Below are 23,333 nucleotides of genomic sequence, written 5' to 3'. Positions count from 1 at the left end.
CAACGATGGCGCGCGCTTCAGGTAGATATGGCCCGACAGGGGGACCCAGGGGTCGCGGTACGCGGCGGGTGATGTCCGCCGCCCTTCGCCACCGCGCGGGCGAGGAAAGCGGTGTCGGCGCGCCGCGCGCGGAAGCCCCGCCGGGCGGTATGAGCGGATTCGAGAAGCATCGGCGGCAATTGCTCGACCGTGCCGCCATGGCGCTCGACGGCCCGGACGAGACGCTGCCGCCCCTGCCCAAGGCTTGGCAATTTCTTTGTCTCGCCGAAATCGCGAATTTCGCGGCATTGCGCCGCCACCTCGGCCGGTCGCGGGCCGACCGGTTGCCGATCGATGTCAGCGATCGGATAGACGCGAGCCTGGCTGATGCCCGCATCTCAGTGGTCGGGCGCAATATTGTCGAGATCGCGTTCGAGGGCGATTCGCTGACTGACCTTGCTGCTGCGCTTGGCTGTCTGACCGCGGATTTCGATCTGCCGCTCGATCTGGACGGGGAGCAGCATCGGCTCAATATGCACTTTGGCGCCGCTGCCGCGCCGGTGGGCAATGCCGAAGACGTGCGGCTCGCCGAAGAGGCAGAGAGCGCGCTTGAGCAGGCCCGCAGCGAGGCGCATGCCGTCATCCGGGATCTCTCCGCGGGCACGCCGGCCTTCGACCGGCTGACCCTTACCCGCGAATTGCCCGGCGCGATCAAGAACGGGGAGATGTTCCTTCAATATCAGCCGAAGGTGCATGTCCGCCGTCAGGAGATTGCGAGCGCCGAGGCGCTGGTACGGTGGCAGCATCCGACGCGCGGGCTGATCCTCCCGGGCGATTTCATTACCGTGGCGGAAGAAGCCCGGGAGATCTCCGCGCTGACTCTCTGGACGCTCGACCAGGTGATCGCCGACCAGAGGCTGCTCGCGACCGACGGCAACGATCTGACCATCTTCATCAATATCTCGGGCCAGTTGCTCGCCGATGTGCGCTTTGTGAAGCTCGCCTGCGCCAAGGTACGCGAAAGCGGTGCGCGGATCGGGTTCGAGATCACCGAAACCTCGGTGATCCGCGATCCGCAAAGCGCGATCTTCAATCTGCAGGCGTTTGCCGATGTCGGGATCACCATCGCGATCGACGATTACGGTGCCGGCCTGTCGTCGCTGGCCTATCTGAAGCAGCTCCCCGCCAAGGAGTTGAAGATCGACAAGATGTTCGTGCTGCAACTCACCAGCAGCAATCGCGACCCGTTGATCGTGCGCTCCACCATCGATCTGGCGCATGCGCTGGAGATGGAAGTGACGGCGGAAGGGGTCGAGACACAGGCGGCGATGGCGCTGCTGAGCGTGATGGGATGCGACATGGTGCAGGGATATCTGATCAGCCGGCCGGTCTCGATCGACGCGTTCCGCCAGTTCCTGCGCGACGATAAGGCGCGCACCCCGGAAGACCCGGGCCATGCGATGTTCCGCCGCCCGGCAAGCTTCTGGAAGAGCGCCTGAGCGCCGCATCGACGCAATCCCTTAGCGCGTATTTAACATGTCCCGTTCAAACTGCCCCGCGATGATGGGGTTCACTCTTCGCACCTTGATGGCCGCTGCGCTGATCGCGCTGGCGATGGCGGGCGTGAATGCCCCGGCGCGGGCGCAGGCGGCAGCGCCGGTGATGGACGGAGGAAGCCGTTTCGACTCGATGGTGGCCGACGCCAAGGCGATGATGCTCGTCGATCCGGGCAGGACGATCGAAAAGGCCAAGGCCGCGGAGGGAGAGGCCCGGACATTGCACGGCCGCCGGCGGATCATTGCCGTTGCGACCGCCCAATGGCTTCAGGGCGAGGCCTATCTTCGCCTGAACGATCTTGGCCATGCCCAGCCCCTGATCGATCGCGCTTACGGGGCGGTTGCCAGCGGTGGAGCGCCAACCAAGCTCAAGGGCGATATCCTGCTGTCACGCGGTGGCCTGCATACCGCAAAGGCCGATGTCGCGGCAGCGCTCTCCGATTACCAGGCGGCGCACGCGGTGTTCCGCGATCTCGGCGAGACGCGAAGTCGCGCGGTGGCGCTGCTGAGCATCGCGCTCCTGTATCAGGAGGCGAAGGACTATGCGAACGGACTGCGCTATTCGAGCCAGGCGATGGAGGTCTATCGCGGCGACCCGTCGCTGCTGCTCGCCATCTATAACAATCGTGGCGTGTGCCTGAAGGAGCTCGACCGTTTCGCCGAGGCGGAGAAGCAATTCAACGAGGCGCTGGCGCTGGCGCGGACGATGAAGAGCCCCGGTCGGGAGGTGCAGATCCTGCGCAACATCGCCCGAGCGCAGCTCGCCACCGGCAAGCTTGCCGCCGCGGACCAGACCATCGCCGACGTGGCGCGGGTCTCACGCGCGGCGGGCATGCCGACGGACAGCCAGGATCTGGGGCTGGCGGCACAAGCGGCGCTTCAGCACGGCGATCTCGCCCGTGCGACGGCATTGATCGAGCGCAGCTTCGCCGGCGTCGACCTGAGCACGACCACGCTGGCGTTCCGCGAAGCGCATCAGACCGCCTATGACCTGTTCAAGAAGACGGGCAGGCAGGCGGAGGCACTTGTTCATCTCGAGGCGTTGAAGCGCCTCGACGACCAGACTTCGACGCTGGCGGCGTCGACCAACACGGCGCTTGCCGCCGCGCGCTTCGATTTCGCCAATCAGGAACTGAAGATCACCAAGCTGCAGGCCGCCGAGGCGCAGCGCAAATACGAGGCGGAGCAGGCGCGCGCCGAGACTCAACGGGTCGTCTTCATCGGCGCGGGCGTGGCCACGCTGATCATCGTTTCGATGCTCGCCTTCGGCCTCGTCACGATCCGGCGCAGCCGCAATGAAGTACGCGCCGCGAATATCGATCTCGCCGCGACCAACAGCGCCCTGGGCAAGGCGCTCGCCGCCAAGACCGAATTCCTTGCGACCACCAGCCATGAGATCCGCACACCGCTGAACGGCATCCTCGGCATGACCCAGGTGATGCTGGCCGATCGCAAGCTTGACGAGCCGACCCGCGACCGGATCGAGGTGGTGCACGGTGCGGGGCTCAGCATGCGCGCGCTGGTCGACGACATTCTCGACGTCGCCAAGATGGAGACCGGCAACATGACGATCGAGCGCGAGCCGTTCGATCTGAAGGCGACGCTGCTCGAGGTCTCTCGCATGTGGGAAGAGCAGGCGCGGGGGAAGGGCATCGCCTTCGCGCTTGATCTCGCCGATTGTCCGGACCGGATCGAGGGCGATGCCGCCCGATTGCGCCAGATCACCTTCAACCTCCTCTCCAATGCCCTCAAGTTCACTGAAAAGGGATCGGTGCGGGTGCGCGCCTTCGCCAGCGAGGGTGCGGGCGGGCCGAGGCTGAAGATCGAGGTTACTGACACCGGTATCGGTATTCCGGCGGACAAGAACGAGATCATCTTCGAATCCTTCCGCCAGGTCGATGCCGGAACAACGCGCAAGTTCGGCGGTACCGGGCTGGGGCTTGCGATCTGCCGCAACCTCGCGCGTGCGATGGACGGCGACGTCACTGTCCGCAGCCAGGTGGGCGAAGGATCAGTCTTCACCCTGGAATTGCCCCTGGTCCACGCCGCGGCCGCGGAAGCGGTCGAGGAAATGCCGGGAGCGGGGGCGCTGATCATCCTCGATCGCAATCCCATCTCGCGCAGCATGTTGCGGGCCGTTCTGGAAGCCCGTGCAGGCAATGTGCTGTTTGCTGCCACCGTCGACGAGGCGGTAGCCCTGCTGGCTGCCGGCGGCGTATCCCGGTTGCTGATCGACGACGCGACGGTCAGGGCTGGCGAGGATATGCCCGCTGCGCTCGCGATGCTGGCCGCCGCGGCAACGGAATCCGGAACTGTTTCAGCGCTGCTCTGGCCCGCGCCGAGCGACGATCAGCGCGCTGAATTTCTCACGGCTGGCATCGCTCTCGTGATTGCCAAGCCGATCGCCGGCACGGCGTTGGCCGAGGCGCTTTTCCCATTGGACAAAAGCGACACCGACAACGCCAGCCATCTTGTAACGCGCGCGGCATGATCCGATAGAGACATCCGATATGGTTCCATTTCACCACCAAACGGCCAGCGCCCCGGCGTTCAAGCCATGAATGTCCTCTTTATCGAGGATGATTCGATGAATCGGCGGGTCGTTAAGGACATGCTCGACGTGGCCGGGGCATCGATGGTCGGCGCCGAAAGCGGCGAGATCGGCCTTCAGATGATCGAGGATCAGGATTTCGACATGATCCTTGTCGACCTGCGCATGCCCGGAATGGACGGGCTTGAGGCGATCCGGCATATTCGGGGCCGTGACGACGCCAAGGGCAAGCTGCCGATTATCGTGGTGACCGCCGATACGGCGATCGACCTGCGCGAGCGCTGCCTGACGGAGGGAGCCGACGAGGTGCTGTTCAAACCCGTCGCGATGGATTCGCTGTTCGACGCGATCGGGCGGATGCTCGCCCGGGGTTCTGGTGATGGAATGATCGGCTAATCGGCTTTGGGCGGCACGCGCTTGAGCGCATCCGCCAGTGATGTCGTTGCGCTGCCGCGCCGCGCCGGTTGGGGCTGGGACGGGGCAGGGGCCCAGCCCGTCAGGAAGATGATCTCGAAACGCTCCGATGTGCGACCGTCCGGGTCAGCCTGTGCCGCGAAGGCATGGGCGGCGCGGGCCAGCGTATCGCGGCGAAGCGGCGTGCGCCCGACCAGCAGGTTCGTCGCGGCCATGCCGCGCAGGTCGCCCAGCAGCCTGCCAAGGGTGCCGTAGCGCACGCTCAGCGATTCCACGTCGGCGACGGGCAGCGCGAAGCCTGCCCGGACCAGCAGATCGCCGGCGGATCGTACGTCGATCTGCGGATGGATGCGCGCGGCCGGCCGGTCGCGCTCCGCCTCGCGGAAGGCAGCGCGAAGAGCCGGGAGAGTCCCCGCACCGGTAAAGGCGGCGAGGAACAGCCCGTCGGGCCGCAATGCGCGCCGGATCAGGGTCAGCGCGCCGGGCAGGTCGTTGACGCTGTCGAGCACGCCCGCCGAAACAACCAGATCGAAGGAAGCATCGGCGAAAGGCAGCCGGTCCTCGTCGGCCTGCACGCCATTTGCGCCACGAGCAAAGGCGAAACCGGCGTCGCAGCGGACGACGTGCCCTCCAACTGCCGGAAAGGCCCCGTCGAAGCAGCCGAGATCAAGTATGTCATCGAAGCCGCGCGTCACCGCAGCAAGCCGTTCCTGGATGCCGTCGAGCATCGCCGCGCGGAGGAAGTCATATTCTGCGAAATCGGCGGCGGCGCGGTCGCGGCGTTGGCGTCGTGCGGTCCGGTCGAAGATGTCAGGGATGCTCACCGCGCAGGCTTGTGCCGCCGGACGGGCGGCGCGACAAGGGTGTGTGGCGCGGTTTCTCGATCCGTTGCGTGTTGTCGCCAATCTCGCGCTGCCGCCGCGCTGCCCCGGTTGTGGTGCGGTGACAGGGGAGGACCATCGCTTCTGCGCGGCCTGTTGGGGGGAACTCCGCTTTCTCGGCCCGCCCTGGTGTGCGGCCTGCCACGCGCCTTTCGCCTATGATCGTGGGCCTGGCGCGCTGTGTGCCGCGTGCCATCGGCAGCCGCCGCGTCATGCCGGCGTTCGTGCCGCCGTTGCCTATGGCGATATCGCGCGCACCGTTGCGCTTCGGCTCAAATATGGCGGGCGCACTGCCTTTGCCGAGACGGTTGCCCGGCAGATGGCGCGGCTGATGCCGGAGGGCGCCGAACTGCTCGTGCCGGTTCCGCTTCACCGCTGGCGTATCTGGTCGCGCGGATTCAACCAAGCGGCGCTGGTCGCCCGGGCGCTGACGCGGGCATCGGGCGTCGCGAACGACCCCATGCTGCTCCAGCGTGTCCGGGCTACGCCACCCCTGCGCGGGATGGGCGCGCGGGGCAGGGCTAAGACCGTATCCGGGGCCTTTCATATCCCGGCCCACGCCCGCGAAAGGGTGCGCGGCAAGTCGGTGGTGCTGGTCGACGATATCCATACCAGCGGGGCGACCGGCGATGCCTGTACGCGGTCGCTGCTTCAGGCCGGGGCCGCCAGCGTCGCCATCCTGTGCTGGGCACGGGTGCTCGATCCGGCTGCTGACGATTGACAAGCGGCCGGGCCGCCCACATTTCGGAATCATGGCAAAGATCGAAATCTACACCAAGGCTTTCTGTCCCTATTGCACGCGGGCGATGCGCCTGCTCGAAGGTAAGGGAGTCGAGGTCGAGGAATTCGACATCACCATGGGCGGCCCGAAGCGTGCCGAGATGCTGCAGCGCGCGAACGGTCGCAGCACCGTCCCGCAGATTTTCATCGATGGAAAACATGTCGGCGGATCCGACGACCTCGCCGCGCTCGACCATGAGGGCAAGCTCGACGCGCTGCTCGCGGCATGAGGATCGCGCTGCTCCAGATGACGACGGGGATCGACCCCGCCGCCAATGCCCGCACCATTACCGATGCGATCGCTGAAGCGGCGAAGGGCGGTGCCGCGATGCTGTTCACGCCCGAGATGTCCGGCCTGCTCGATAGCGATCGTGCGAGGGCCGCGAGCCATCTCCGGGCCGAGGCGGATGATGCCGTGCTGGCGGCGGTGCGCAAGGCAGCGGCGGAGCAGGGCATCTGGGTCCATCTAGGCTCGCTCGCGGTGCGCGGCGATGACGGCAAGCTTGCCAACCGCGCCTATGTGATCGATCCGCGGGGCGCGATCCGCGCGCGCTACGACAAGCTTCACCTGTTCGATGTCGATCTTCCGACGGGCGAGAGTTGGCGGGAATCGGCGTCCTACACGCCGGGCAGCGGGGCGGTGGTGGTCGATACGCCCGTGGGGCAGGTCGGGCTCGCGATTTGCTACGACATGCGCTTCCCTGACCTGTTCCGTGCGCTGAGCAACGCCGGGGCAACCATTCTCGCGGTACCGGCCGCCTTCACCCGGCCGACCGGCGCTGCGCACTGGCATATCCTGCTGCGTGCCCGCGCGATCGAGGCGGCGGCCTTCGTCGTCGCTTCGGCGCAGACCGGGGTACATGAGGATGGCCGGGCGACCTACGGTCATTCGCTGGTGATCGATCCCTGGGGCGAGGTGTTGCTCGACATGGGCGAGGAGCCCGGTCTCGGCTTTGCTGAGATCGACCCAGCGCGTACCGCCGATGTCCGCGCGCGCATTCCGGTGCTGGCGCATCGGCGCCCGATCCCGGCGGTCGAGACGGCGTCGTGATCGTCTTCGACCTGCGCTGTTCGGGCGAGCATGTGTTCGAAGCCTGGTTCGCCTCAAGCGGTGCGTTCGAGGACCAGCGGGCTCGGGGGCTGCTGTCATGCCCGCTGTGCGGCGATGTCGATATCGGCAAGGCGGTGATGGCGCCGAATATCCCGGCCAAGGGTAATCGCAAGGATGTAGCCGCGCCCGTGGCCGCGACCGAGGCCCCTACGCCCGCGACGATGAAGGCGGCGATCCGGGCCCTTGCCGAGGCGCAGGCCAGGGCTCTCGAAAAGTCGGAATGGGTCGGCCGGGCCTTTGCTGACCGCGCCCGGGCGATGCATGCCGGCGATGCCGATCCGGCGCCGATCCATGGCGAAGCGACGATCGGCGAGGCCAAGGCCCTGGCCGACGAAGGCGTGGCGATCGCGCCGCTGCCATTTCCGGTGGTTCCGCCGGAAGCGATCAACTGAAGCGGTAATTGCGCGGGGGCTTCCTGCGCGATTGACCCGTGAAGGGCCAATCTCTACGACCCGGCTCGCGCCCCCGTAGCTCAGCAGGATAGAGCGACGGTTTCCTAAACCGCAGGCCGGTGGTTCGAGTCCACTCGGGGGCACCAGCATCGCTTGCGCAAGCGGTGCCCGCCGGAGTGGCTCCTTGAGGCGCTTACGCCTTGACGTGCTGTGCGATGTACTTGTTCATCTCGAACATCGTGACCTTGTCACGACCGAACACCTTCTTGAGCTTGTCGTCGGCGAGGATCTCGCGCTTGTTCGCCGGGTTCTGCAGGTTGTTGGACTTGATATAGTCCCACACCTTGCTGATGACCTGGCTGCGCGGCAGCTTGTCGTTGCCGACGATCGCGCCCAGCTCGGGGGACGGCTGCACAGGCGCATGGATGCCGCCGGTCTTGGGAGCTGCCGTGGGTTCTTTCGCCATAAAATGTCCTTCCTGATGTGTCGTTCATGTCGACATCGGTTTCACGCCTGCTTCAGCGTCTCTCGCTTGTGCGCCGCCTTTTGGGGATTGTCACTCCTTACAATGCGCTAATCCCTCTCCTTGCGGGCACGGATGGGCCGGTTTTCGACCGGGATGCGACGACAGGCGGCGTTTCGGGGTCGGAGGGACGGAAAAACCCCCTCTTCCGGGTGGAAAAGGGGGTGATTCCCCCGGCGCGCGGGCCGGGACACGGGCAAGGCGGTATCAGAAGCTCTTGCGGAGCGTCCCGCCGAAGGTACGCGGCTGGTTCGGATAGCCGCTGTAGCTGCCGTCCTGCGCCACCGTCGGGAAGGTCGAGATCAGGTAATTGTCCTGGGTGAGGTTACGCACCCAGAACATCAGCTCGAGCTTGTTGGCCTTGCTCTGGAACCCGAGGCTGGCGTTGATCGTGTTCTGCCCATAGGTCGACAGGTCCGGCGGCGTGGTTTCGGTGAGCTGGAACTTGCTGGCATAATTATATTCGCCGCGGAGATAGGCGCTGACGTCGTTGGTGAGATTGTGCGACAGCGTGGCCGAGGTCGAGAAGCTCCAGGTCGGGATACCCGCCGGCTTCTGGCCCGAGAGATCGCGGAACGACGGACGAAGCCCCGTCGCCGGATTGATCGGGCACCGGGTGGTATCGTAGTTCACGCACGGGGCGCCGGTGAAGGAATCATATTTCGGATCGAGGTAAGTGACCGAGCCGGTGAGGGCGAGGATCGGGGCCGGGCTGTAGGCAGCGTCCACTTCGAAGCCGCGGACCGATTCCTTGCCGGCGTTGACCAGGCTGTAGCCGAGGCCGGTAAAGGCGTTGGACTGGAAGCCCTTGATCGACTGCTTGAACACCGCGAGGTTGAAATAGCCGCCGCGGAACTTGGCCTTGGCGCCGGCTTCATAGACGGTGACTTCCTCAGGCGCGGCCGACCGGCCGACGCCGTTCAGCGGTGGCCGGCTGTCCGATGACAGATTGACCGCGCTCGCCTTCCAGCCGGTCGAATAGCTGACATAGACGTTCACGAAATCCAGGTCGTAGGCGGCGCGTGCCGCATAGGTGACCTTGTCGCCCTTGAAGATGCCGGATTCATTGGCGTTCGGATAGTTGACCGGCCCATGGTTCGGCGTGTTGGCGTAGAAGAACTGCAGGGCGTTCAGGGCGAAGGGGTTGGTACCCGCCAGTGAACCGGGGCACGGCGCCGAACCGGGCCCGGGCAGCGATGCGCCGAGGCTGGCGCCGAACAGGTTCACCGGAACGCGTCCCCCGGTCGATGCCGGATTGAAGCCCTTCTGCAGCAAGCAGCCGGAGAGCGACGCCGGAAGCGCGGCGAACGGGAGGAAGCCAAGCCCGGGGACGTTCTCCAGGTTCAAGGCGGAGAATTTGTCGTTCATCACGACGTTCGAAACCACGGCCTTGCGATCGTTCATATAGGCGATGCCACCCGTCAGGGTCAGCCGGTCGGTTACCTTGAAATCGGCCTGGCCGAAGAGCGAATAGGACCGCTGCTTCATCTTGTAGTTGTCGGCAATGCCCTGGCCGGGGGTGAAATAGGTGCCACCCGGGATGATCGACGGGTTGGTTGCGTTCTGCAGAGCTTCAAGCCCGGTGATCAATCCGCCCGAAAGCGCGTTGACGAAGGCGCGCGCATCCTTGCCGAAGCGGATGTCGCGGCCGGTGGTGAGCCTTTCGTCCTGATAGAAGCCGCCGACCAGCCAGCTCAACCGGCCATCTCCGTTCGACGCCAGGCGGAATTCCTGGGTGAAGGTCTTGGCATTGTTGGCCGTGATGTTGTTGGCGATATCCGCGGCGGTGAAGTCGATGTCCTGGTTCGACTGGTTGATCTGGTTGCGATAGGCGGTGATCGAGGTCAGCTTCGCGAAGCCGATGTTCCAGTCGACCTGGCCCGAAATGCCCTTGCCGACGATGCGGTTATACGGATCGGTGTTGAAGATCACGTTGCGGTCGAAGATCTTGGTCGTGTCCGACACGGCGAAGCCGAGGGCCTTGATCGCCTGGGTGGCGGGGCCGTTGTAGATCGAGGTGACGCCGCAGCACACTTCCTTGATCAAATTGTAGTCGCCGATGATGCGGACCGAGAAGTCCGACGACGGCTCGAACAGGATATCGCCGCGAACCGACCAGCGATGGCGGTTGTTGACGTCGCTGCCGGTCGTCAGGTTCTTGAAATAGCCGTCACGCTCGTTGAGGCTGCCCGACACGCGGAAAGCGAGGCTGTCGGTGAGCGGGCCGGTAATGGTCGCCCTGGTCTGCATCTGGCTGTAGTTGCCGACGCTGATTTCGGCCTTGCCGCCCCATTCGAACGAGGGACGCTTGGTCACGATGCTGATCGCGCCGGCCGACACGTTCTTGCCGAACAGGGTCGATTGCGGGCCGCGCAGCACCTCGACCCGTTCAATCTCGGGCAGATCGTCGAGCGCGGAGGCGGAGCGCGACCGGTAGACGCCGTCGACGAACACGCCGACCGAGCTTTCGATACCGTCATTGCCGTTGCCGTTGCCGAAGCCGCGGATGATGAAGTTGGTCTGCCCGGCCGCGTTGAACTGCGCCACCTTGAGCGACGGCACGACCGACTGAAGGTCGATCAGGTCGCGGATCTGGGCTTTCTCGATCGTGGCGCTGCTGGTGACCGACACCGAGATCGGCACGTCCTGCAGCGTCTGCTCGCGCTTGGTGGCGGTGACGATGATGTCGTCGCTGTCGTTCAGCGCGCCGTCCTGGGCGGCGGGGGCGGGCGTGCTTTGCGCCAGCGTGGGGGTGGCGTAGAGCAATGCGATGGCCGACGCGGCAAGCAGTTCGAATTTCTTCATGGTGACGTCCCCTCTTGGCCAGCCCGCCGGTCTTATGCCAACTGAGCATTGTTCGTAATCAAGGTATGCGAATTCTGCGTCGAGGTGAATCGGTCGTCAATGGCGGAATCGAAGGAAAACAGCGGGGTTGCACAGTTGTTGCCCAAATGAGACAGTTTCGGAATCGAACTGAGATCGCACAAAGCGAGATTGCCGTAACGTCAGGTTCGAATAAGGCCTAAAGAAATGAGTATTGAACATCACCCTGACGGGCACGAAAACGGCGACCTCGTCACCGAAACGCCCAAGATACCAGTGCCGGACGACGTAGCGGAGGCGGTACGCACCCTGATTCGATGGTCGGGCGACGATCCGACGCGCGAAGGGCTGCTCGACACGCCGCAGCGCGTGGCGCGCGCGTGGAAGGAATATTGTTCGGGGTATGGCGACGATCCCGCGCATCATCTGTCGCGCATTTTCGAAGAAGTGGGCGGGTATGACGAGATCGTCCTGCTGAAGGACATCCCGTTCCAGTCGCATTGCGAGCATCACATGGCGCCGATCATCGGCAAGGCGCATATCGCCTATCTGCCGGGCAATTATGTCGTCGGCATCTCGAAGCTGGCGCGCGTGCTCCATGCCTTTGCTCGGCGCCTTCAGGTGCAGGAGCGGCTGACCGCGGAGGTGGCCGATTGCATCTGGGAGAATCTCAAGCCGGTCGGCGTCGCCGTGGTGATCGAGGCGAGCCATGCCTGCATGACGGCGCGGGGCGTGCGAACGCCGGGCGTCTCCATGGTGACGAGCCGGATGATGGGGGTGTTCCGCGAGGACGACCGCAGCCGCAAGGAAGTGCTCGCGCTGATGGGATATTGAGCGGTGCGGGAGACGGTGTGGACGGTACTGGTGACAGGCGCGCCGCGGCGGATCGGTGCGGCCATCGCGCGGCATCTGGGCGCGCGCGGCTGGCGGGTCGCCGTCCATCACCATCATTCAGCGGGAGAAGCCGAGGCGCTGGCGGCTGAACTGCCGGGCGCCTGCGTGCTGATGGGCGATCTCGCGGCGGCGGAGACGGCAGCCCGGTTGGTGGCGGAGGCCCGGGCGGCGTTCGGCGGGCCGCTCGGCGCTGTGGTCAACAATGCGTCGCTCTTCACTTATGACCGTCCTCCATCGATCGATCCGGCTATGCTGCGCGGCCATGCGGCGGTGAATCTCGACGCGCCGGTGCTGCTTGCATCGGCGCTGGCGGCGCAGGAGGATCTGGCGGCCGGGGCGGTGGTCAACATCCTCGACCAGAAGCTGGCCAATCCGAATCCCGACTTCTTCTCGTATAGCTGCGGCAAGATCGCGCTTGGCGGTGCTACGGCGATGCTTGCCCAGGCGCTTGGGCCGCGCATTCGGGTCAACGCCGTGTCGCCGGGGCTGTCGCTGCCAAGCCTCGACCAGAGCGACGCGGAGTTCCGCGCGGTGGCAAGCGAGAATCTGCTGCGGCGTCCGGTCGATGTGGCGTCGATCGCCGAGGCGGTCGAATTCCTGCTGACCGCGCGGGGAATCCACGGCCAGAATATCTTCGTGGACAATGGCCAGCATTTCCTGCCGCGTGACGGCGATGTGATGTTCGAGACGCGCCGGGCACCCGAGCCGGTGCATGGCTGAGGGCGTGCGGTTCACCACGATCCTGGAAGGGCTTGAACTCGTCATGGGCCTTGGCATCCATGCCGAGGAACTGGCCGGGCCGCAGCGCGTGATCGTCTCGGTACGGATGGAGGTCGACTATCCAACGCCGCCCCACGACGACCGGATCGAGGAAGTGCTCGACTATGACTTCATCCGGGCGGACATCCGGGCGCTGGTCGCCGGGCGGCATTTCCATCTTCAGGAGACCCTGTGCGAGGCGGTCGCTGCCTTGTGCCTTGCCGATCGCCGTGTCGCGCAGGTGACGGTGCGGTCGATGAAGCCCGACATCTACCCGGATGCGGCGGTCGGGTGCGAGATCGTGCGGGGCAGGGGCATCGCCTGACCGATCACCAAGTACTTGCGACGAATCCGTGTTGGGAAATGCGGCGATCCGCGGAAAACCGGTAAATATTCCTCGATTTATGCGACCCATCGACGAGGGGAGCGGATTCCGACGTTTCCTGGGGCCAGTGCTGGTTCTACTGCATAACGGTGCCACGATCAGTTCCGTTACATGCTCCACGAGGCATTGGCGTGGAGACCGGACTGGCGTCTTTCTGCACGAGTTTTTACATATTTTTGCCAGTGGCATCGGATTTTCATCCCGCATTATTTGAGAGGCGAAATCTGTTCTTCGAATGCTGCTCCATCAGCGGGCGAGCCGCGGCGGAGGAGCCTCGATGCGATTTCACCACCGAAGCGGGACGGATTGAATCGCGGGCGGCACGACGGCGGAAGCCGCATGCCTGTCGACGGCGCGATGATGGGTGATGACGAGCCTGGGGCGAGCCTGGCGGCACCTCCTTCAGGATATTCCTTCAGGAGATGCCGCTCTGAACCGTCAGCCTTGAGTTGCTTCCGTGGCCGCCTCGTCGATCAGCGCCGAAACCTCGGCGGGTTTCGAGGCAAGCGAGGCGTGACTTGCCGCGAGCGTGATGATCTTGCGGGCGCCGAGCCGCGCCGCCATCCGCGCCTCGTTGTCCGGGGCGATCATCCGGTCCTCGCTGGAAATCTGATACCAGGAGGGCTTCTTCTTCCAGGCGGGTGCCGTAATCGCATCGCCGAATGTAGAGGCGAGCGGTGCCTTTTGAGTCACGGCCATCACCAGTCCTTCGTCAGGCGTCAGGTCCTGGCAGAAGCTTTCGTGGAATTTTTCGGGTTTCACCCAGAGATATCCATCGCTGTCGGGCGCCAGATTGGCTGCGGCCGCGGGCAGATGTTCCTGGGTGATCCCGCCCGGGCTTTCTCCGGCATCGGGCGCGAACGCGGCGATATAGACGAGGCCGATCACATTGGGCAGATCGCCCGCCTCAGTGATGACGGCGCCGCCGTAGGAATGCCCCACAAGCAGCACCGGCCCATCCTGCTGTGCGACCATCTTGCGGGTGCGCTCGGCATCGTCGGCAAGCGAGGTAAGCGGCATTTCGACAGCGTGGATTGACGTATATCCCTTGCGGGTCAGTTCGACGATCACCTTGCTCCAATGCGCGGCGCCTCCCCAGAAGCCATGTACCAGGACGATGGTGGGTTTGCCTGTCATTCCCTTGCTCCTCTTGTGTGACTGGTGAAGTAGCCGTCGTGCTCAAGGACCGGCCGGCGGTTTGGAGGCGATACCGGCGGCGGGGCGGAAGCGGCCGGGCGACGCGCCCGGGGCGACCGCAACAATCACCTGAAAGAAGAGGTGGTCCGACATGTCGTGTACCCAGCTCCGAAGAGAACCGCATATTCGCGCGATCGGCGGTTCCTGACCCGACAGAGTTACCATGGCGGGGCTTCCGTAGCCATGTCGCGGCTGGTGGAGTCGGCTGGGGCCACCGCAACCTTCCCCCGGCTGGACGAGAATCCGTCCCGGTTCACCGGCGAAACCACCAACAGCGTCGTGTTGACATGGAAAACCGCAGTCGTGCGACGGGCCGCGTTCAGGGCAACGATCGTGAATCGGCATCAGCGCTTCACTCCCGAACGGGCATCGCGCCTCTCGACGACGCTGGCGGATCGAGGAACTGGCGTTTCGCGCGCGGTATCGCCGGCCAGAATGATATTGCCACCGCTTGCAAAGCACGATGATATGCTCCGGTATCGTATCAGCGCATCGCGGGGCCGGTGTCGTGCGTTGGGATCGTTGGAGGTGCCCCGGTCGCGTGGTGCCTTGTCCGAATTCGCTGTTCCCGAGACTCTGCAGAGGATGAATCCCGATATGGCTGGCGACATGGAGATATCGCGCCGCGGCGTTCTGGCGGTCACCGCCGCCTCGGCCGCGCTTACCGCCGTTCCCAGGGTTGAGGCGCAGGGCGGGCCGCCGCGCGCGACGCCGTCGATGATGACGGTCTCGCTCGAGGTGAACGGCAAACGTCGGGAGCTTGAGCTCGATACCCGCACGACATTGCTTGATGCGCTGCGCGAGCATTTGCAGCTTACCGGCACGAAGAAGGGGTGCGACCATGGCCAGTGCGGCGCCTGCACGGTGCTGGTCGATGGCAAGCGGATCAATTCCTGCCTGACCCTGGCGGTGATGCACGAGGGGGACAAGGTCACCACGATCGAGGGCCTGGGCACGCCGGGCGACCTGCACCCGATGCAGGCGGCCTTCATCAGGCATGACGGATATCAGTGCGGCTATTGCACGCCCGGCCAGATCTGCTCGGCGGTGGCGGTGCTGGGCGAGATCAGGGCAGGCGTGCCGAGCCATGTCTCGGCCAGCCTGACCGAACGGCCGAAAGCCACCAACATCGAGATGCGCGAGCGGATGAGCGGCAATATCTGCCGCTGCGGCGCCTATTCGAACATCGCCGAGGCAATGGCAGATGTCGCGGGAGGCGCGGCATGAAACCCTTCAGCTACGAGCGCGCCGAGACGCCCGCCGCAGCCGCGGCGGCCGTCGAACGGACACCCGGCGCCAAGTTCATCGCGGGCGGCACCAATCTGCTCGACCTGATGAAGCTGGAGATCGAGGCGCCGGCGCACCTCGTCGATGTCGGGCCGCTGAAGCTCGACCGGATCGAGAAGACACCTGAAGGCGGCGTGCGGATCGGCGCACTGGTGACGAACACAGCGCTTGCGTCGGACGATCGAATCCGGCGGGACTATGGCGTGCTGACCCGCGCGATCGTGGCGGGCGCGAGCGGGCAGTTGCGGAACAAGGCGACGACCGCGGGCAATCTGCTCCAGCGGACGCGCTGCCCCTATTTCTACGACACCAACCAGGCGTGCAACAAGCGCAAGCCGGGCTCAGGCTGCGCGGCGATCGGCGGATTCAGCCGGCAGCTTGCCGTGATCGGGACAAGCGATGCCTGCATCGCGACCTATCCGGGCGACATGGCGGTGGCGCTTCGACTGCTCGATGCGACGGTCGAGACAGTCAATGCGACGGGAACGACGCGCTCCATTCCGATCGCCGATTTCCATCATCTGCCGGGCAAGACCCCGCATATCGAGACGGGGCTAGGACGTGGCGAACTGATCACCGGAGTCACCCTGCCGGGACCGATCGGGGGCACGCATCTCTACCACAAGGTGCGCGACCGGGCGTCCTATGCCTTCGCGCTCGTATCGGTGGCGGCGGTGATCCGGCCTGACGGCACCGGGCGGGTTGCGGTCGGCGGCATCGCGCCGAAACCATGGCGGGTCGAAGCCGCGGAGACATCGATACCGCGCGGAGCGAAGGCGGTTGCCGCGCACCTGCTCGCGGATGCCCGACCAACCCATGACAATGCCTTCAAGCTGCCGCTGGTCGAGCGAACGATCGCGGCGGTGATGAGCGACGCGAGGAGCCAGGCATGAAGTTCGACACGCCAGCGGGCACCAACCCGATCGACCAGCTCAAGGTGATCGGCAAGCCGACCGACCGGATCGACGGCCCGCTCAAGACCACCGGGTCGGCACCCTATGCCTATGAGCGGCACGATGCGGTGCCGAACCAGGCCTATGGCTATCTGGTCGGCAGCGCGATCGCCAAGGGCCGGATCGACCGAATGGACACGGACGAGGCGAAGGCGGCGCCGGGGGTGCTGGCGGTGGTCACCACGCTCGACATGCCGAAGCTGGCCAAGGGCAATTTTAATACCGCCTCGCTGTTCGGCGGCCCGGTGGTCGAACATTATCACCAGGCGATCGCGATCGTCGTGGCCGAGACGTTCGAGCAGGCCCGCGCCGCCGCCAATCTGGTGCGGGTCGAGTATAGCCGGACCAAGGGGCGTTTCGACCTGGCGGCGCTGGCGCCTGCAGCCCCCTATAACAGCGATAACGGTGCACCGAAGATCGCGCGGGTAGGCAATTTCGAGGCGGCCTTCGCGTCGGCACCGGTGACGCTCGATGCGAGCTATACGACGCCCGACGAATCCCACGCCATGATGGAGCCGTTCGCGACGATCGCGGCCTGGGAAGGCGACAAGCTGACCCTTTGGACGTCGAACCAGATGATCGCCTGGACCAGGGGAGACGTGGCCAAGACCCTGGGCATCCCCAGGGAGAATGTGCGGCTCGATTCCCCGTTCATCGGCGGCGGGTTCGGCGGAAAGCTGTTCCTGCGCGCCGATGCGATCCTGGCCGCGCTTGGAGCGAAGGCGGCGAAGCGCCCGGTCAAGCTCGCGATGCCTCGCCCCATGATGATCAACAATGCGACTCACCGGCCGGCGACGATCCAGCGCATCCGGCTGGGCGCCACGCGCGAGGGGAGGATCACCGCGATCGCGCACGAAAGCGTATCGGGAAACCTGCCTGGCGGAGACCCCGAGGCAGCGGTCCAGCAGACCAAATTGCTTTACGCGGGCGAGAACCGGCTGACCGCGATGCGGCTTGCCGAGCTCGACCTGCCGGAGGGCAATGCGATGCGCGCGCCGGGCGAGGCCCCCGGGCTGATGGCGCTTGAGATCGCGATGGACGAGATGGCGGAAAAGCTGGGGATCGACCCGGTGCAGTTCCGCATCCTGAACGACACGCAGGTCGATCCGGCAAAGCCCGAGCGGAAATTCTCGCAGCGGCAGCTTGTCGAGTGCCTGAAGCTGGGGGCCGAGCGCTTCGGCTGGGATCGCCGCAACGCCAGGCCGGCATCGGTGCGGGAGGGACGCTGGCTGATCGGCATGGGGGTCGCGGCGGGCTTTCGCAACAACCTGCTGATGAAGTCGGCCGCGCGAGTTCGGCTCGACGGGAAGGGCGTGGTGACGATCGAGACCGACATGACCGATATCGGCACCGGCACCTACACGATCCTGGCACAGACCGCGGCGGAGACGATGGGCATCGGGATCGGCAGAGTGGTGGTGAAGCTCGGCGATTCCGACTTCCCTGCCTCGGCTGGCTCGGGCGGCCAATGGGGGGCGAACAACTCGACCGCCGGCGTCTACGCGGCCTGCATGAAGCTGCGCGAGAAGGTGGCGCAGCGACTGGGCTTCGATCCGGCCGACAGCGCCTTTGCCGACGGCAAGGTTCGATCGGGCAAGCGCAGCGCCGCGCTGGGCGATGCAGCGCGTGACGGCGAGATCGTGGTCGAGGACGGCATCGAATATGGCACGCTCGACAAGCGATATCAGCAATCGACCTTTGCCGGCCATTTCGTCGAAGTGGCGGTCGATGGCTTCACCGGGGAAACGCGTGTCCGGCGCATGCTGGCGGTGTGCGCCGCCGGTCGAATCCTAAACCCCAAGGCGGCGCGAAGCCAGATGATCGGCGCGATGACGATGGGCGTCGGCGCCGCGCTGATGGAGGAACTGGCGGTCGACAAGCGCTTCGGCTTCTTCGTCAACCACGACCTTGCCAGCTATGAAGTGCCGGTGCACGCCGACATCCCGCATCAGGAGGTGATCTTCCTTGATGAGGTCGATCCGATCTCCTCGCCGATGAAGGCCAAGGGCGTCGGCGAGCTGGGCCTGTGCGGGGTCGGAGCGGCGATCGCCAATGCGATCTACAATGCCACCGGCGTGCGCGTGCGCGACTATCCGATCACACTCGACAAGCATCTCGACCGGTTGCCGGAAATCGCGTGAGGCGGTTCTTGCCTGGCTTCCGTCGCGATTATCTGGCTGATGCGATCGGCCGCAGTTTGAAACCGGTGATTTTGGTCCCGTAGCTGCACTCGAACGAGCGTCGTTGCTTGCCATCGTCCGCCGTCCCCCAGACGACGATCTTGCTCGGGCTGCGCTGCTCGACATCGATGATGCTCACCTTGCCGTAATGCGACGCACGGGCGCTGCAGTCGGTCGTTGCCGCGGGATGCGCCTGCTCGTTGTTCTGCGGTGTCCCCGCCACGCCGCGGGCTGCCATGCCGGCAGCGCCAACGGCGAGGCCGGCGACACACGCGCTCAGCGCCAACGCACTCCCGGCCAGCAGCGCCGAAGCCAAAATGCGAGTCATCCCGTTCGAGCCCCCATCGCCCGCAGCATCGGTGCCACGGCGCGCAACCTATGGTGGCGTTTCACGGGGCGCAATGGCGCACCGCGGCTGGCTAGACCGCGTTTGCCGCGCTGAGGACCGCCCTGACCGACGCCGTCGCGATGTCAGCATCGATGCCGACGCCGAAGACCGTGCGGCCATCCGCCGTGCGGCATTCGACATAGGCCGCCGCCTGCGCGTCGGCGCCGTGGCCGATGGCGTGCTCGCTATAATCGACCACGTCGAGCTGAGGCCCGGTCGTATCGCCGAGCGCGGCGATGATGCCCGAGATCAGGCCGTTGCCGCGCCCCGAGATCGACCGTTCCTCGCCGCCGATCGCGACTCGGCCGACGAACAGGCGGTCGCCCGCGGCGCCGCTCTCATGATAGTCGAGCAGCGTGAAGCGGTCGTCCGGCTTGGCGAGATAGGCCTTCTGGAACGCGTTCCAGATATCCTCGGCGTTGAGCTCGCGGCTTGTTTCGTCCGCCATTGCCTGAACATGGCGGCTGAGATCGGCCTGGAGGCGCTTGGGCAGCTTCAGGCCCTTGTCCTGCTCGATCACCCAGGCGACGCCGCCCTTGCCGGATTGCGAGTTGACCCGGATCACCGCTTCATAGCTGCGGCCGAGATCGGCGGGATCGATCGGGAGGTAGGGGACTTCCCAGAAATCGTCGTTGCGCGCTGACTGGGCGGCAAAGCCCTTCTTGATCGCGTCCTGGTGCGAGCCCGAGAACGCCGTGAACACCAGCTCGCCTGCATAGGGATGGCGCGGATGGACGGGGAGCTGGTTGCAATAGGTGACGGTATTGATGATTTCATCGATGTCCGAGAAATCCAGTTTTGGATCAATGCCTTGTGTGTACATGTTGAGCGCGACCGTCACCAGGTCGCAATTGCCGGTGCGCTCACCATTGCCGAGCAGGCAGCCCTCGACCCGGTCGGCGCCGGCCATCAGCCCGAGTTCCGCCGCGGCGACGCCGGTGCCCCGGTCATTGTGCGGGTGAAGGCTGATGACGATGCTGTCGCGGTTGCGGATGTTCTTGCCGAACCATTCGATCTGGTCGGCATAGATGTTGGGCGTGGCGCACTCGACCGTCGCGGGCAGGTTGAGGATCAGCGGGTGATCCGGCGTGGGGCGAAGCACCTCCATCACGGCCTCGCAGACCTCGACCGAGAAATCGAGCTCGGCGGTGGAGAAGGTCTCCGGGCTGTATTCGAAATGCCAGTCGGTGTCCGGCTGCGCGGCGGCGCAATCGCGCAGGATCCTGGCGCCATCGACCGCGATCTGGCGGACCTCGTCGCGGCTCATGCCGAACACGATCTTGCGCCAGGCGGGGCTGACCGCATTGTAGAGATGGACGATCGCCCTGGGCGCGCCGCGCAGGGATTCGAAGCTTGTCTCGATCAGGTCGCGGCGTGACTGGGTGAGGACCTGGATCGTCACGTCATCCGGAATGCGGCCGGTCTTGACCAGGTCGGAGATGAAATCGAACTCGGTCGCGCCGGCACTGGGGAAACCGACCTCGATCTCCTTGATGCCGACCTTGCAGATCAGGTCGAAGAAGCGGGTCTTCTTCTCCCCGTCCATCGGATCGATCAGCGCCTGGTTGCCGTCGCGCAGATCGGTGGAGAGCCAGCGCGGCGGCTGGACGATGGTTCGCGACGGCCATTCGCGGTTGGGCAGGTCGATCTGGGGAAAGGGACGGTATTTGGTCGAAGGGTCACGCAGCATGGTTCGTTCTCGCGGCTCGCGGGGATCTTTGGGTCGAAGAGGCCCTTAGGCGGGTCGCGCGCGCCCGAGGCGCACGTCGAAGGTCGCGCCTAAGGGCGCGTAAGTCGAAGCAGCGGAAGGCGGATGGCCTGCGTCATTGCGACATCCGTTACCGTGTCATTGCGCCCGATGTCCAGCCCGTCCGTCGAACAACCGGTCGAACGGGCCGTCGGGCAGGAACCAGAGGAGGGCGACCAGCGCCGCGCAGGCGATGCCGAGCCAGGGCGAGAGGAAGGAGAGGGGGATGCCCAGGAGATAGAGCAGCCCCGCGACAAGGCCCTTGCGGGCATATTGCCGGTAATAGGCCTGCGACGCCGGACCCTGTTTGCCGGTGTGGCGGATGATCGACTGGAGCCAGATATAGGCGGCCGCCGGTAGCAGCATGGTGACCAGATAGAGGAGCGTCGCCTCCCGGTTGAAATGATGCTCGCCGAGATAGGACGTGGAGAAGGGGACGAGCGACAGCGCGAACAGCAGCAGCATGTTCGACCAGATCAGCCCGTTGGTGACATGAGTCGCATGAGTGAACAGGCGGTGATGATTGACCCAGTAGATCGCGACATAGGCATAGCTGAGCACATAGGCGAGGAAGACCGGCCAGAGCGTCCACAGCCTGTCCATCCCCTCCGAGATGGGGGGATGGAGCTCAAGCACCATGATCGTCACGATGATGGCGACGACGCCGTCCGAAAAGGCCTCGATCCGGCCGATGCCCGGCCGGCCCTCCTCGTCCCCGGACGGCGCCGTGTCGCTCATTGCGCGACGAAGCCGGCGTTGATGACCAGATCGACCTTGTCGGAGACCATCGGGATTCCGAAGGAAATCCCGAAATCGCTGCGCTTGATGCTGGTCGTCGCGGCAAAGCCGACATTCAGCTTCTTGGCGCCCATGGGGCCGTTGCCGGCGCCGACGAAGCGGGCGTTCAGCGTCACCGGCTTGGTCACGCCGTGCACGGTCAGGTTGCCGACGATCGTTGCGGTGGTGCCGTTCACCGTCACGCCGGTGGAAACGAACTTCGCCTCGGGGAATTTCGCCGCGTCGAAGAAGTCGGGCGCCTTGAGATGGGTGTCCAGGCCGGCCACGGTGGTGGAGACCTTGTCGATCGCGAACGTAACCTCGACCTTGTTCCTGGCCGGATTGGCGGGATCCAGCGTCAGGCTTCCGGTCGGCTGGGTGAACTGGCCGGTATATTCAGTGAAACCGAGATGATTGACCGTGAACAACACCTGGGTGTGGCCGGAATCGACCGCATAGGTGCCGGCGACAACACGGGCCGGATCGGGCGCGCCGGGCTGGCCGCCGGGGGTCTGGGCAAGGAGCGGCGTCGCAGCGAGAGCGAGCACGGCGATCAAGGCAATACGCATGGGGGTCTCCGACAGGGGAAGGGCCGCGCCAAGATGACGCGACCCCGACCGAATGCAAGCCTTCAGACGGAAACGGTGCGTTGGCCGGGAGCGACCCGTGCCGTTGCGCCGTTCCGTCGGGAGCGTCAGTTCTTTTCCTTGTCCACCAGCTTGTTCGCGCCGATCCATGGCATCATCGCGCGCAGTTCAGTGCCGACCTTCTCGATCGGGTGGGCGGCGGCTGCCTTGCGGGCTGCCTTCAGCTCGGGCTGGCCGGCGCGGTTGTCGAGCACGAAGTTCTTCACGAAGCGGCCGCCCTGGATGTCGGCGAGGACTCGCTTCATCTCGGCTTTTGTCTCGGCGGTGATGATGCGCGGGCCGGTGGTGATGTCGCCATATTCGGCGGTGTTGGAGATCGAATAGCGCATGTTGGCGATGCCGCCTTCATACATCAGGTCGACGATCAGCTTCACTTCGTGCAGGCACTCGAAATAGGCCATTTCCGGGGCGTAGCCGGCCTCGACCAGCGTTTCGAACCCGGCCTGGATCAGGTGGGTCAGGCCACCGCAGAGCACTGCCTGCTCGCCGAACAGGTCGGTCTCGCATTCCTCGCGGAAATTGGTCTCGATGATGCCGGACCGGCCGCCGCCGACGCCGCTCGCATAGGCAAGCGCGATGTCGTGCGCGTTGCCGCTCCTGTCCTGGTCGATCGCGATCAGGCAGGGCACGCCGCCGCCGCGGACATATTCGGAGCGCACGGTGTGGCCGGGGCCCTTGGGCGCGATCATGATCACGTCGAGATCGGCGCGCGGCTCGATCAGCGCGAAATGCACGTTGAGGCCATGGGCGAAGGCGATCGCAGCGCCCTGTTTCAGATTGGGGTGGAGATCGTCGGCATAGATCGCCGCCTGATGCTCGTCGGGCGCGAGGATCATGGTGATGTCGGCCCAGGCGGCTGCCTCGGCGTTGGTCATCACCTTGAAACCGGCGTCTTCCGCTTTCTTCGCGGTGGCGGAGCCGGGGCGGAGCGCGATCGCGACTTCCTTCACGCCCGAATCGCGCAGGTTCTGCGCATGGGCATGGCCCTGGCTGCCATAGCCGACGATCGCGATCTTCTTGTTGGTGATCAGGTTCAGATCGGCATCGCGATCATAATAAACACGCATGTGATAGTGCTCCCTTATTCAAAAAATCCGCCGTCATGCCGG

The 23,333-nt window shown here is 65.2% G+C and carries 22 protein-coding genes and 1 tRNA gene; 14 read left to right on the top strand and 9 right to left on the bottom strand.

Going from position 1 to position 23,333, the window contains the following annotated elements:
• Nucleotides 1–5: 5 nt before the first annotated feature.
• The 3 genes from P0Y59_08510 to P0Y59_08500 all read left to right on the top strand — a co-directional run bounded on the left by P0Y59_08510 (nucleotide 6) and on the right by P0Y59_08500 (nucleotide 4,482).
• The gene (locus tag P0Y59_08510) at nucleotides 6–1,478 is read left to right on the top strand and encodes an EAL domain-containing protein (GenBank protein ID WEK01700.1); all 1,473 of its coding nucleotides are present in this window, start codon (nucleotides 6–8) and stop codon (nucleotides 1,476–1,478) included.
• Nucleotides 1,479–1,542: 64 nt separating this feature from the next.
• Nucleotides 1,543–4,026, top strand: coding sequence for an ATP-binding protein (locus P0Y59_08505; protein ID WEK01699.1), 2,484 nt, complete (start codon nucleotides 1,543–1,545; stop codon nucleotides 4,024–4,026).
• 66 nt (nucleotides 4,027–4,092) lie between these two features.
• Entirely contained in the window at nucleotides 4,093–4,482 is a 390-nt protein-coding gene (locus P0Y59_08500) for a response regulator (protein ID WEK01698.1), read from the top strand.
• Here the strand turns inward: P0Y59_08500 and P0Y59_08495 are convergent.
• On the bottom strand, nucleotides 4,479–5,324 hold the full coding sequence (locus P0Y59_08495) for a methyltransferase domain-containing protein (GenBank protein WEK01697.1): 846 nt from the start codon (nucleotides 5,322–5,324) through the stop codon (nucleotides 4,479–4,481). The two genes, P0Y59_08500 and P0Y59_08495, sit on opposite strands and share 4 nt — an antisense overlap.
• Before the next feature lie 43 nt (nucleotides 5,325–5,367).
• Here P0Y59_08495 and P0Y59_08490 point away from each other — a divergent pair, with 43 nt between their 5' ends.
• From P0Y59_08490 to P0Y59_08470, 5 genes are all read left to right on the top strand, one after another.
• Complete coding sequence (locus P0Y59_08490) at nucleotides 5,368–6,102, top strand: ComF family protein (GenBank protein ID WEK01696.1); 735 nt, start codon at nucleotides 5,368–5,370, stop codon at nucleotides 6,100–6,102.
• A gap of 31 nt (nucleotides 6,103–6,133) precedes the next feature.
• Nucleotides 6,134–6,391, top strand: a complete 258-nt coding sequence (gene grxC, locus P0Y59_08485) for a glutaredoxin 3 (protein ID WEK01695.1) — start codon at nucleotides 6,134–6,136, stop codon at nucleotides 6,389–6,391.
• Nucleotides 6,388–7,212: a carbon-nitrogen hydrolase family protein gene (locus P0Y59_08480; protein WEK01694.1), complete on the top strand. Its 825-nt coding sequence runs from the start codon at nucleotides 6,388–6,390 to the stop codon at nucleotides 7,210–7,212. The genes grxC and P0Y59_08480 overlap by 4 nt, the downstream gene beginning before the upstream one ends.
• Nucleotides 7,209–7,664 (top strand): DUF1178 family protein, encoded by a 456-nt coding sequence (locus P0Y59_08475; GenBank protein WEK01693.1) that lies wholly within the window; start codon nucleotides 7,209–7,211, stop codon nucleotides 7,662–7,664. The genes P0Y59_08480 and P0Y59_08475 overlap by 4 nt, the downstream gene beginning before the upstream one ends.
• Before the next feature lie 69 nt (nucleotides 7,665–7,733).
• Nucleotides 7,734–7,810: transfer RNA gene (locus P0Y59_08470), tRNA-Arg, on the top strand.
• 47 nt (nucleotides 7,811–7,857) lie between these two features.
• Here P0Y59_08470 and P0Y59_08465 read toward each other — a convergent pair.
• Together P0Y59_08465 and P0Y59_08460 are read right to left on the bottom strand one after the other, a co-directional pair.
• Nucleotides 7,858–8,130, bottom strand: coding sequence for an SWIB/MDM2 domain-containing protein (locus P0Y59_08465; protein WEK01692.1), 273 nt, complete (start codon nucleotides 8,128–8,130; stop codon nucleotides 7,858–7,860).
• A gap of 264 nt (nucleotides 8,131–8,394) precedes the next feature.
• Nucleotides 8,395–10,992 (bottom strand): TonB-dependent receptor, encoded by a 2,598-nt coding sequence (locus P0Y59_08460; protein ID WEK01691.1) that lies wholly within the window; start codon nucleotides 10,990–10,992, stop codon nucleotides 8,395–8,397.
• A 225-nt stretch (nucleotides 10,993–11,217) separates the two neighbouring features.
• Here P0Y59_08460 and folE point away from each other — a divergent pair, with 225 nt between their 5' ends.
• Genes folE through P0Y59_08445 form a run of 3 tightly spaced genes read left to right on the top strand, consistent with a single transcriptional unit; the run spans nucleotide 11,218 to nucleotide 12,988 of the window.
• The gene (gene folE / locus P0Y59_08455; GenBank protein ID WEK01690.1) at nucleotides 11,218–11,844 is read left to right on the top strand and encodes a GTP cyclohydrolase I FolE; all 627 of its coding nucleotides are present in this window, start codon (nucleotides 11,218–11,220) and stop codon (nucleotides 11,842–11,844) included.
• 3 nt (nucleotides 11,845–11,847) lie between these two features.
• Nucleotides 11,848–12,624, top strand: a complete 777-nt coding sequence (locus P0Y59_08450) for an SDR family oxidoreductase (protein WEK01689.1) — start codon at nucleotides 11,848–11,850, stop codon at nucleotides 12,622–12,624.
• Entirely contained in the window at nucleotides 12,617–12,988 is a 372-nt protein-coding gene (locus tag P0Y59_08445; protein WEK01688.1) for a dihydroneopterin aldolase, read from the top strand. The genes P0Y59_08450 and P0Y59_08445 overlap by 8 nt, the downstream gene beginning before the upstream one ends.
• A 498-nt stretch (nucleotides 12,989–13,486) precedes the next feature.
• Here P0Y59_08445 and P0Y59_08440 read toward each other — a convergent pair whose 3' ends face one another.
• Complete coding sequence (locus P0Y59_08440) at nucleotides 13,487–14,185, bottom strand: alpha/beta hydrolase (GenBank protein WEK01687.1); 699 nt, start codon at nucleotides 14,183–14,185, stop codon at nucleotides 13,487–13,489.
• A gap of 657 nt (nucleotides 14,186–14,842) precedes the next feature.
• Here P0Y59_08440 and paoA point away from each other — a divergent pair.
• From paoA to P0Y59_08425, 3 genes are read left to right on the top strand one after another with little or no spacing between them, the layout of a single operon-like run.
• Nucleotides 14,843–15,472, top strand: a complete 630-nt coding sequence (paoA, locus tag P0Y59_08435; GenBank protein WEK01686.1) for an aldehyde dehydrogenase iron-sulfur subunit — start codon at nucleotides 14,843–14,845, stop codon at nucleotides 15,470–15,472.
• Nucleotides 15,469–16,425, top strand: coding sequence for a xanthine dehydrogenase family protein subunit M (locus tag P0Y59_08430; GenBank protein ID WEK01685.1), 957 nt, complete (start codon nucleotides 15,469–15,471; stop codon nucleotides 16,423–16,425). Before paoA ends, P0Y59_08430 begins: the two co-directional genes overlap by 4 nt.
• Nucleotides 16,422–18,626 carry a xanthine dehydrogenase family protein molybdopterin-binding subunit gene (locus P0Y59_08425; protein WEK01684.1) on the top strand — a complete coding sequence of 735 codons (2,205 nt, stop codon included), beginning with the start codon at nucleotides 16,422–16,424 and terminating at the stop codon, nucleotides 18,624–18,626. Before P0Y59_08430 ends, P0Y59_08425 begins: the two co-directional genes overlap by 4 nt.
• A 28-nt stretch (nucleotides 18,627–18,654) precedes the next feature.
• Here P0Y59_08425 and P0Y59_08420 read toward each other — a convergent pair whose 3' ends face one another.
• The 5 genes from P0Y59_08420 to ilvC form a co-directional block, all read right to left on the bottom strand.
• The gene (locus P0Y59_08420) at nucleotides 18,655–18,993 is read right to left on the bottom strand and encodes a hypothetical protein (protein ID WEK01683.1); all 339 of its coding nucleotides are present in this window, start codon (nucleotides 18,991–18,993) and stop codon (nucleotides 18,655–18,657) included.
• Nucleotides 18,994–19,084: 91 nt separating this feature from the next.
• Nucleotides 19,085–20,743: a 2-isopropylmalate synthase gene (gene leuA / locus P0Y59_08415; GenBank protein WEK01682.1), complete on the bottom strand. Its 1,659-nt coding sequence runs from the start codon at nucleotides 20,741–20,743 to the stop codon at nucleotides 19,085–19,087.
• Nucleotides 20,744–20,899: 156 nt separating this feature from the next.
• A complete protein-coding gene (locus tag P0Y59_08410) occupies nucleotides 20,900–21,538 on the bottom strand; it encodes a TMEM175 family protein (GenBank protein ID WEK01681.1) in 639 nt (212 codons plus the stop codon).
• Nucleotides 21,535–22,146: a YceI family protein gene (locus P0Y59_08405; GenBank protein WEK01680.1), complete on the bottom strand. Its 612-nt coding sequence runs from the start codon at nucleotides 22,144–22,146 to the stop codon at nucleotides 21,535–21,537. The genes P0Y59_08410 and P0Y59_08405 overlap by 4 nt, the downstream gene beginning before the upstream one ends.
• Before the next feature lie 125 nt (nucleotides 22,147–22,271).
• Nucleotides 22,272–23,291, bottom strand: a complete 1,020-nt coding sequence (gene ilvC / locus P0Y59_08400) for a ketol-acid reductoisomerase (protein WEK01679.1) — start codon at nucleotides 23,289–23,291, stop codon at nucleotides 22,272–22,274.
• Nucleotides 23,292–23,333: the final 42 nt, after the last annotated feature.

It is taken from the genome of Candidatus Sphingomonas phytovorans (assembly GCA_029202385.1).
Taxonomy (GTDB): Bacteria; Pseudomonadota; Alphaproteobacteria; order Sphingomonadales; family Sphingomonadaceae; genus Sphingomonas; species Sphingomonas phytovorans.
This window is presented reverse-complemented; position numbering and strand designations above follow the sequence as displayed.

Excerpts from the sequence above, each read along its gene's own strand:
- P0Y59_08425 (WEK01684.1), top strand. The coding sequence starts at position 16,422 with ATGAAGTTCGACACGCCAGCGGGCACCAACCCGATCGACCAGCTCAAG.
- P0Y59_08460 (WEK01691.1), bottom strand. The coding sequence starts at position 10,992 with ATGAAGAAATTCGAACTGCTTGCCGCGTCGGCCATCGCATTGCTCTAC.
- P0Y59_08420 (WEK01683.1), bottom strand. The coding sequence starts at position 18,993 with ATGACTCGCATTTTGGCTTCGGCGCTGCTGGCCGGGAGTGCGTTGGCG.
- P0Y59_08410 (WEK01681.1), bottom strand. The coding sequence starts at position 21,538 with ATGAGCGACACGGCGCCGTCCGGGGACGAGGAGGGCCGGCCGGGCATC.
- P0Y59_08505 (WEK01699.1), top strand. The coding sequence starts at position 1,543 with ATGGGGTTCACTCTTCGCACCTTGATGGCCGCTGCGCTGATCGCGCTG.
- paoA (WEK01686.1), top strand. The coding sequence starts at position 14,843 with ATGGCTGGCGACATGGAGATATCGCGCCGCGGCGTTCTGGCGGTCACC.
- P0Y59_08510 (WEK01700.1), top strand. The coding sequence starts at position 6 with ATGGCGCGCGCTTCAGGTAGATATGGCCCGACAGGGGGACCCAGGGGT.
- P0Y59_08480 (WEK01694.1), top strand. The coding sequence starts at position 6,388 with ATGAGGATCGCGCTGCTCCAGATGACGACGGGGATCGACCCCGCCGCC.
- P0Y59_08445 (WEK01688.1), top strand. The coding sequence starts at position 12,617 with ATGGCTGAGGGCGTGCGGTTCACCACGATCCTGGAAGGGCTTGAACTC.
- P0Y59_08430 (WEK01685.1), top strand. The coding sequence starts at position 15,469 with ATGAAACCCTTCAGCTACGAGCGCGCCGAGACGCCCGCCGCAGCCGCG.
- leuA (WEK01682.1), bottom strand. The coding sequence starts at position 20,743 with ATGCTGCGTGACCCTTCGACCAAATACCGTCCCTTTCCCCAGATCGAC.
- ilvC (WEK01679.1), bottom strand. The coding sequence starts at position 23,291 with ATGCGTGTTTATTATGATCGCGATGCCGATCTGAACCTGATCACCAAC.
- P0Y59_08440 (WEK01687.1), bottom strand. The coding sequence starts at position 14,185 with ATGACAGGCAAACCCACCATCGTCCTGGTACATGGCTTCTGGGGAGGC.
- P0Y59_08405 (WEK01680.1), bottom strand. The coding sequence starts at position 22,146 with ATGCGTATTGCCTTGATCGCCGTGCTCGCTCTCGCTGCGACGCCGCTC.
- P0Y59_08500 (WEK01698.1), top strand. The coding sequence starts at position 4,093 with ATGAATGTCCTCTTTATCGAGGATGATTCGATGAATCGGCGGGTCGTT.
- P0Y59_08465 (WEK01692.1), bottom strand. The coding sequence starts at position 8,130 with ATGGCGAAAGAACCCACGGCAGCTCCCAAGACCGGCGGCATCCATGCG.
- folE (WEK01690.1), top strand. The coding sequence starts at position 11,218 with ATGAGTATTGAACATCACCCTGACGGGCACGAAAACGGCGACCTCGTC.
- grxC (WEK01695.1), top strand. The coding sequence starts at position 6,134 with ATGGCAAAGATCGAAATCTACACCAAGGCTTTCTGTCCCTATTGCACG.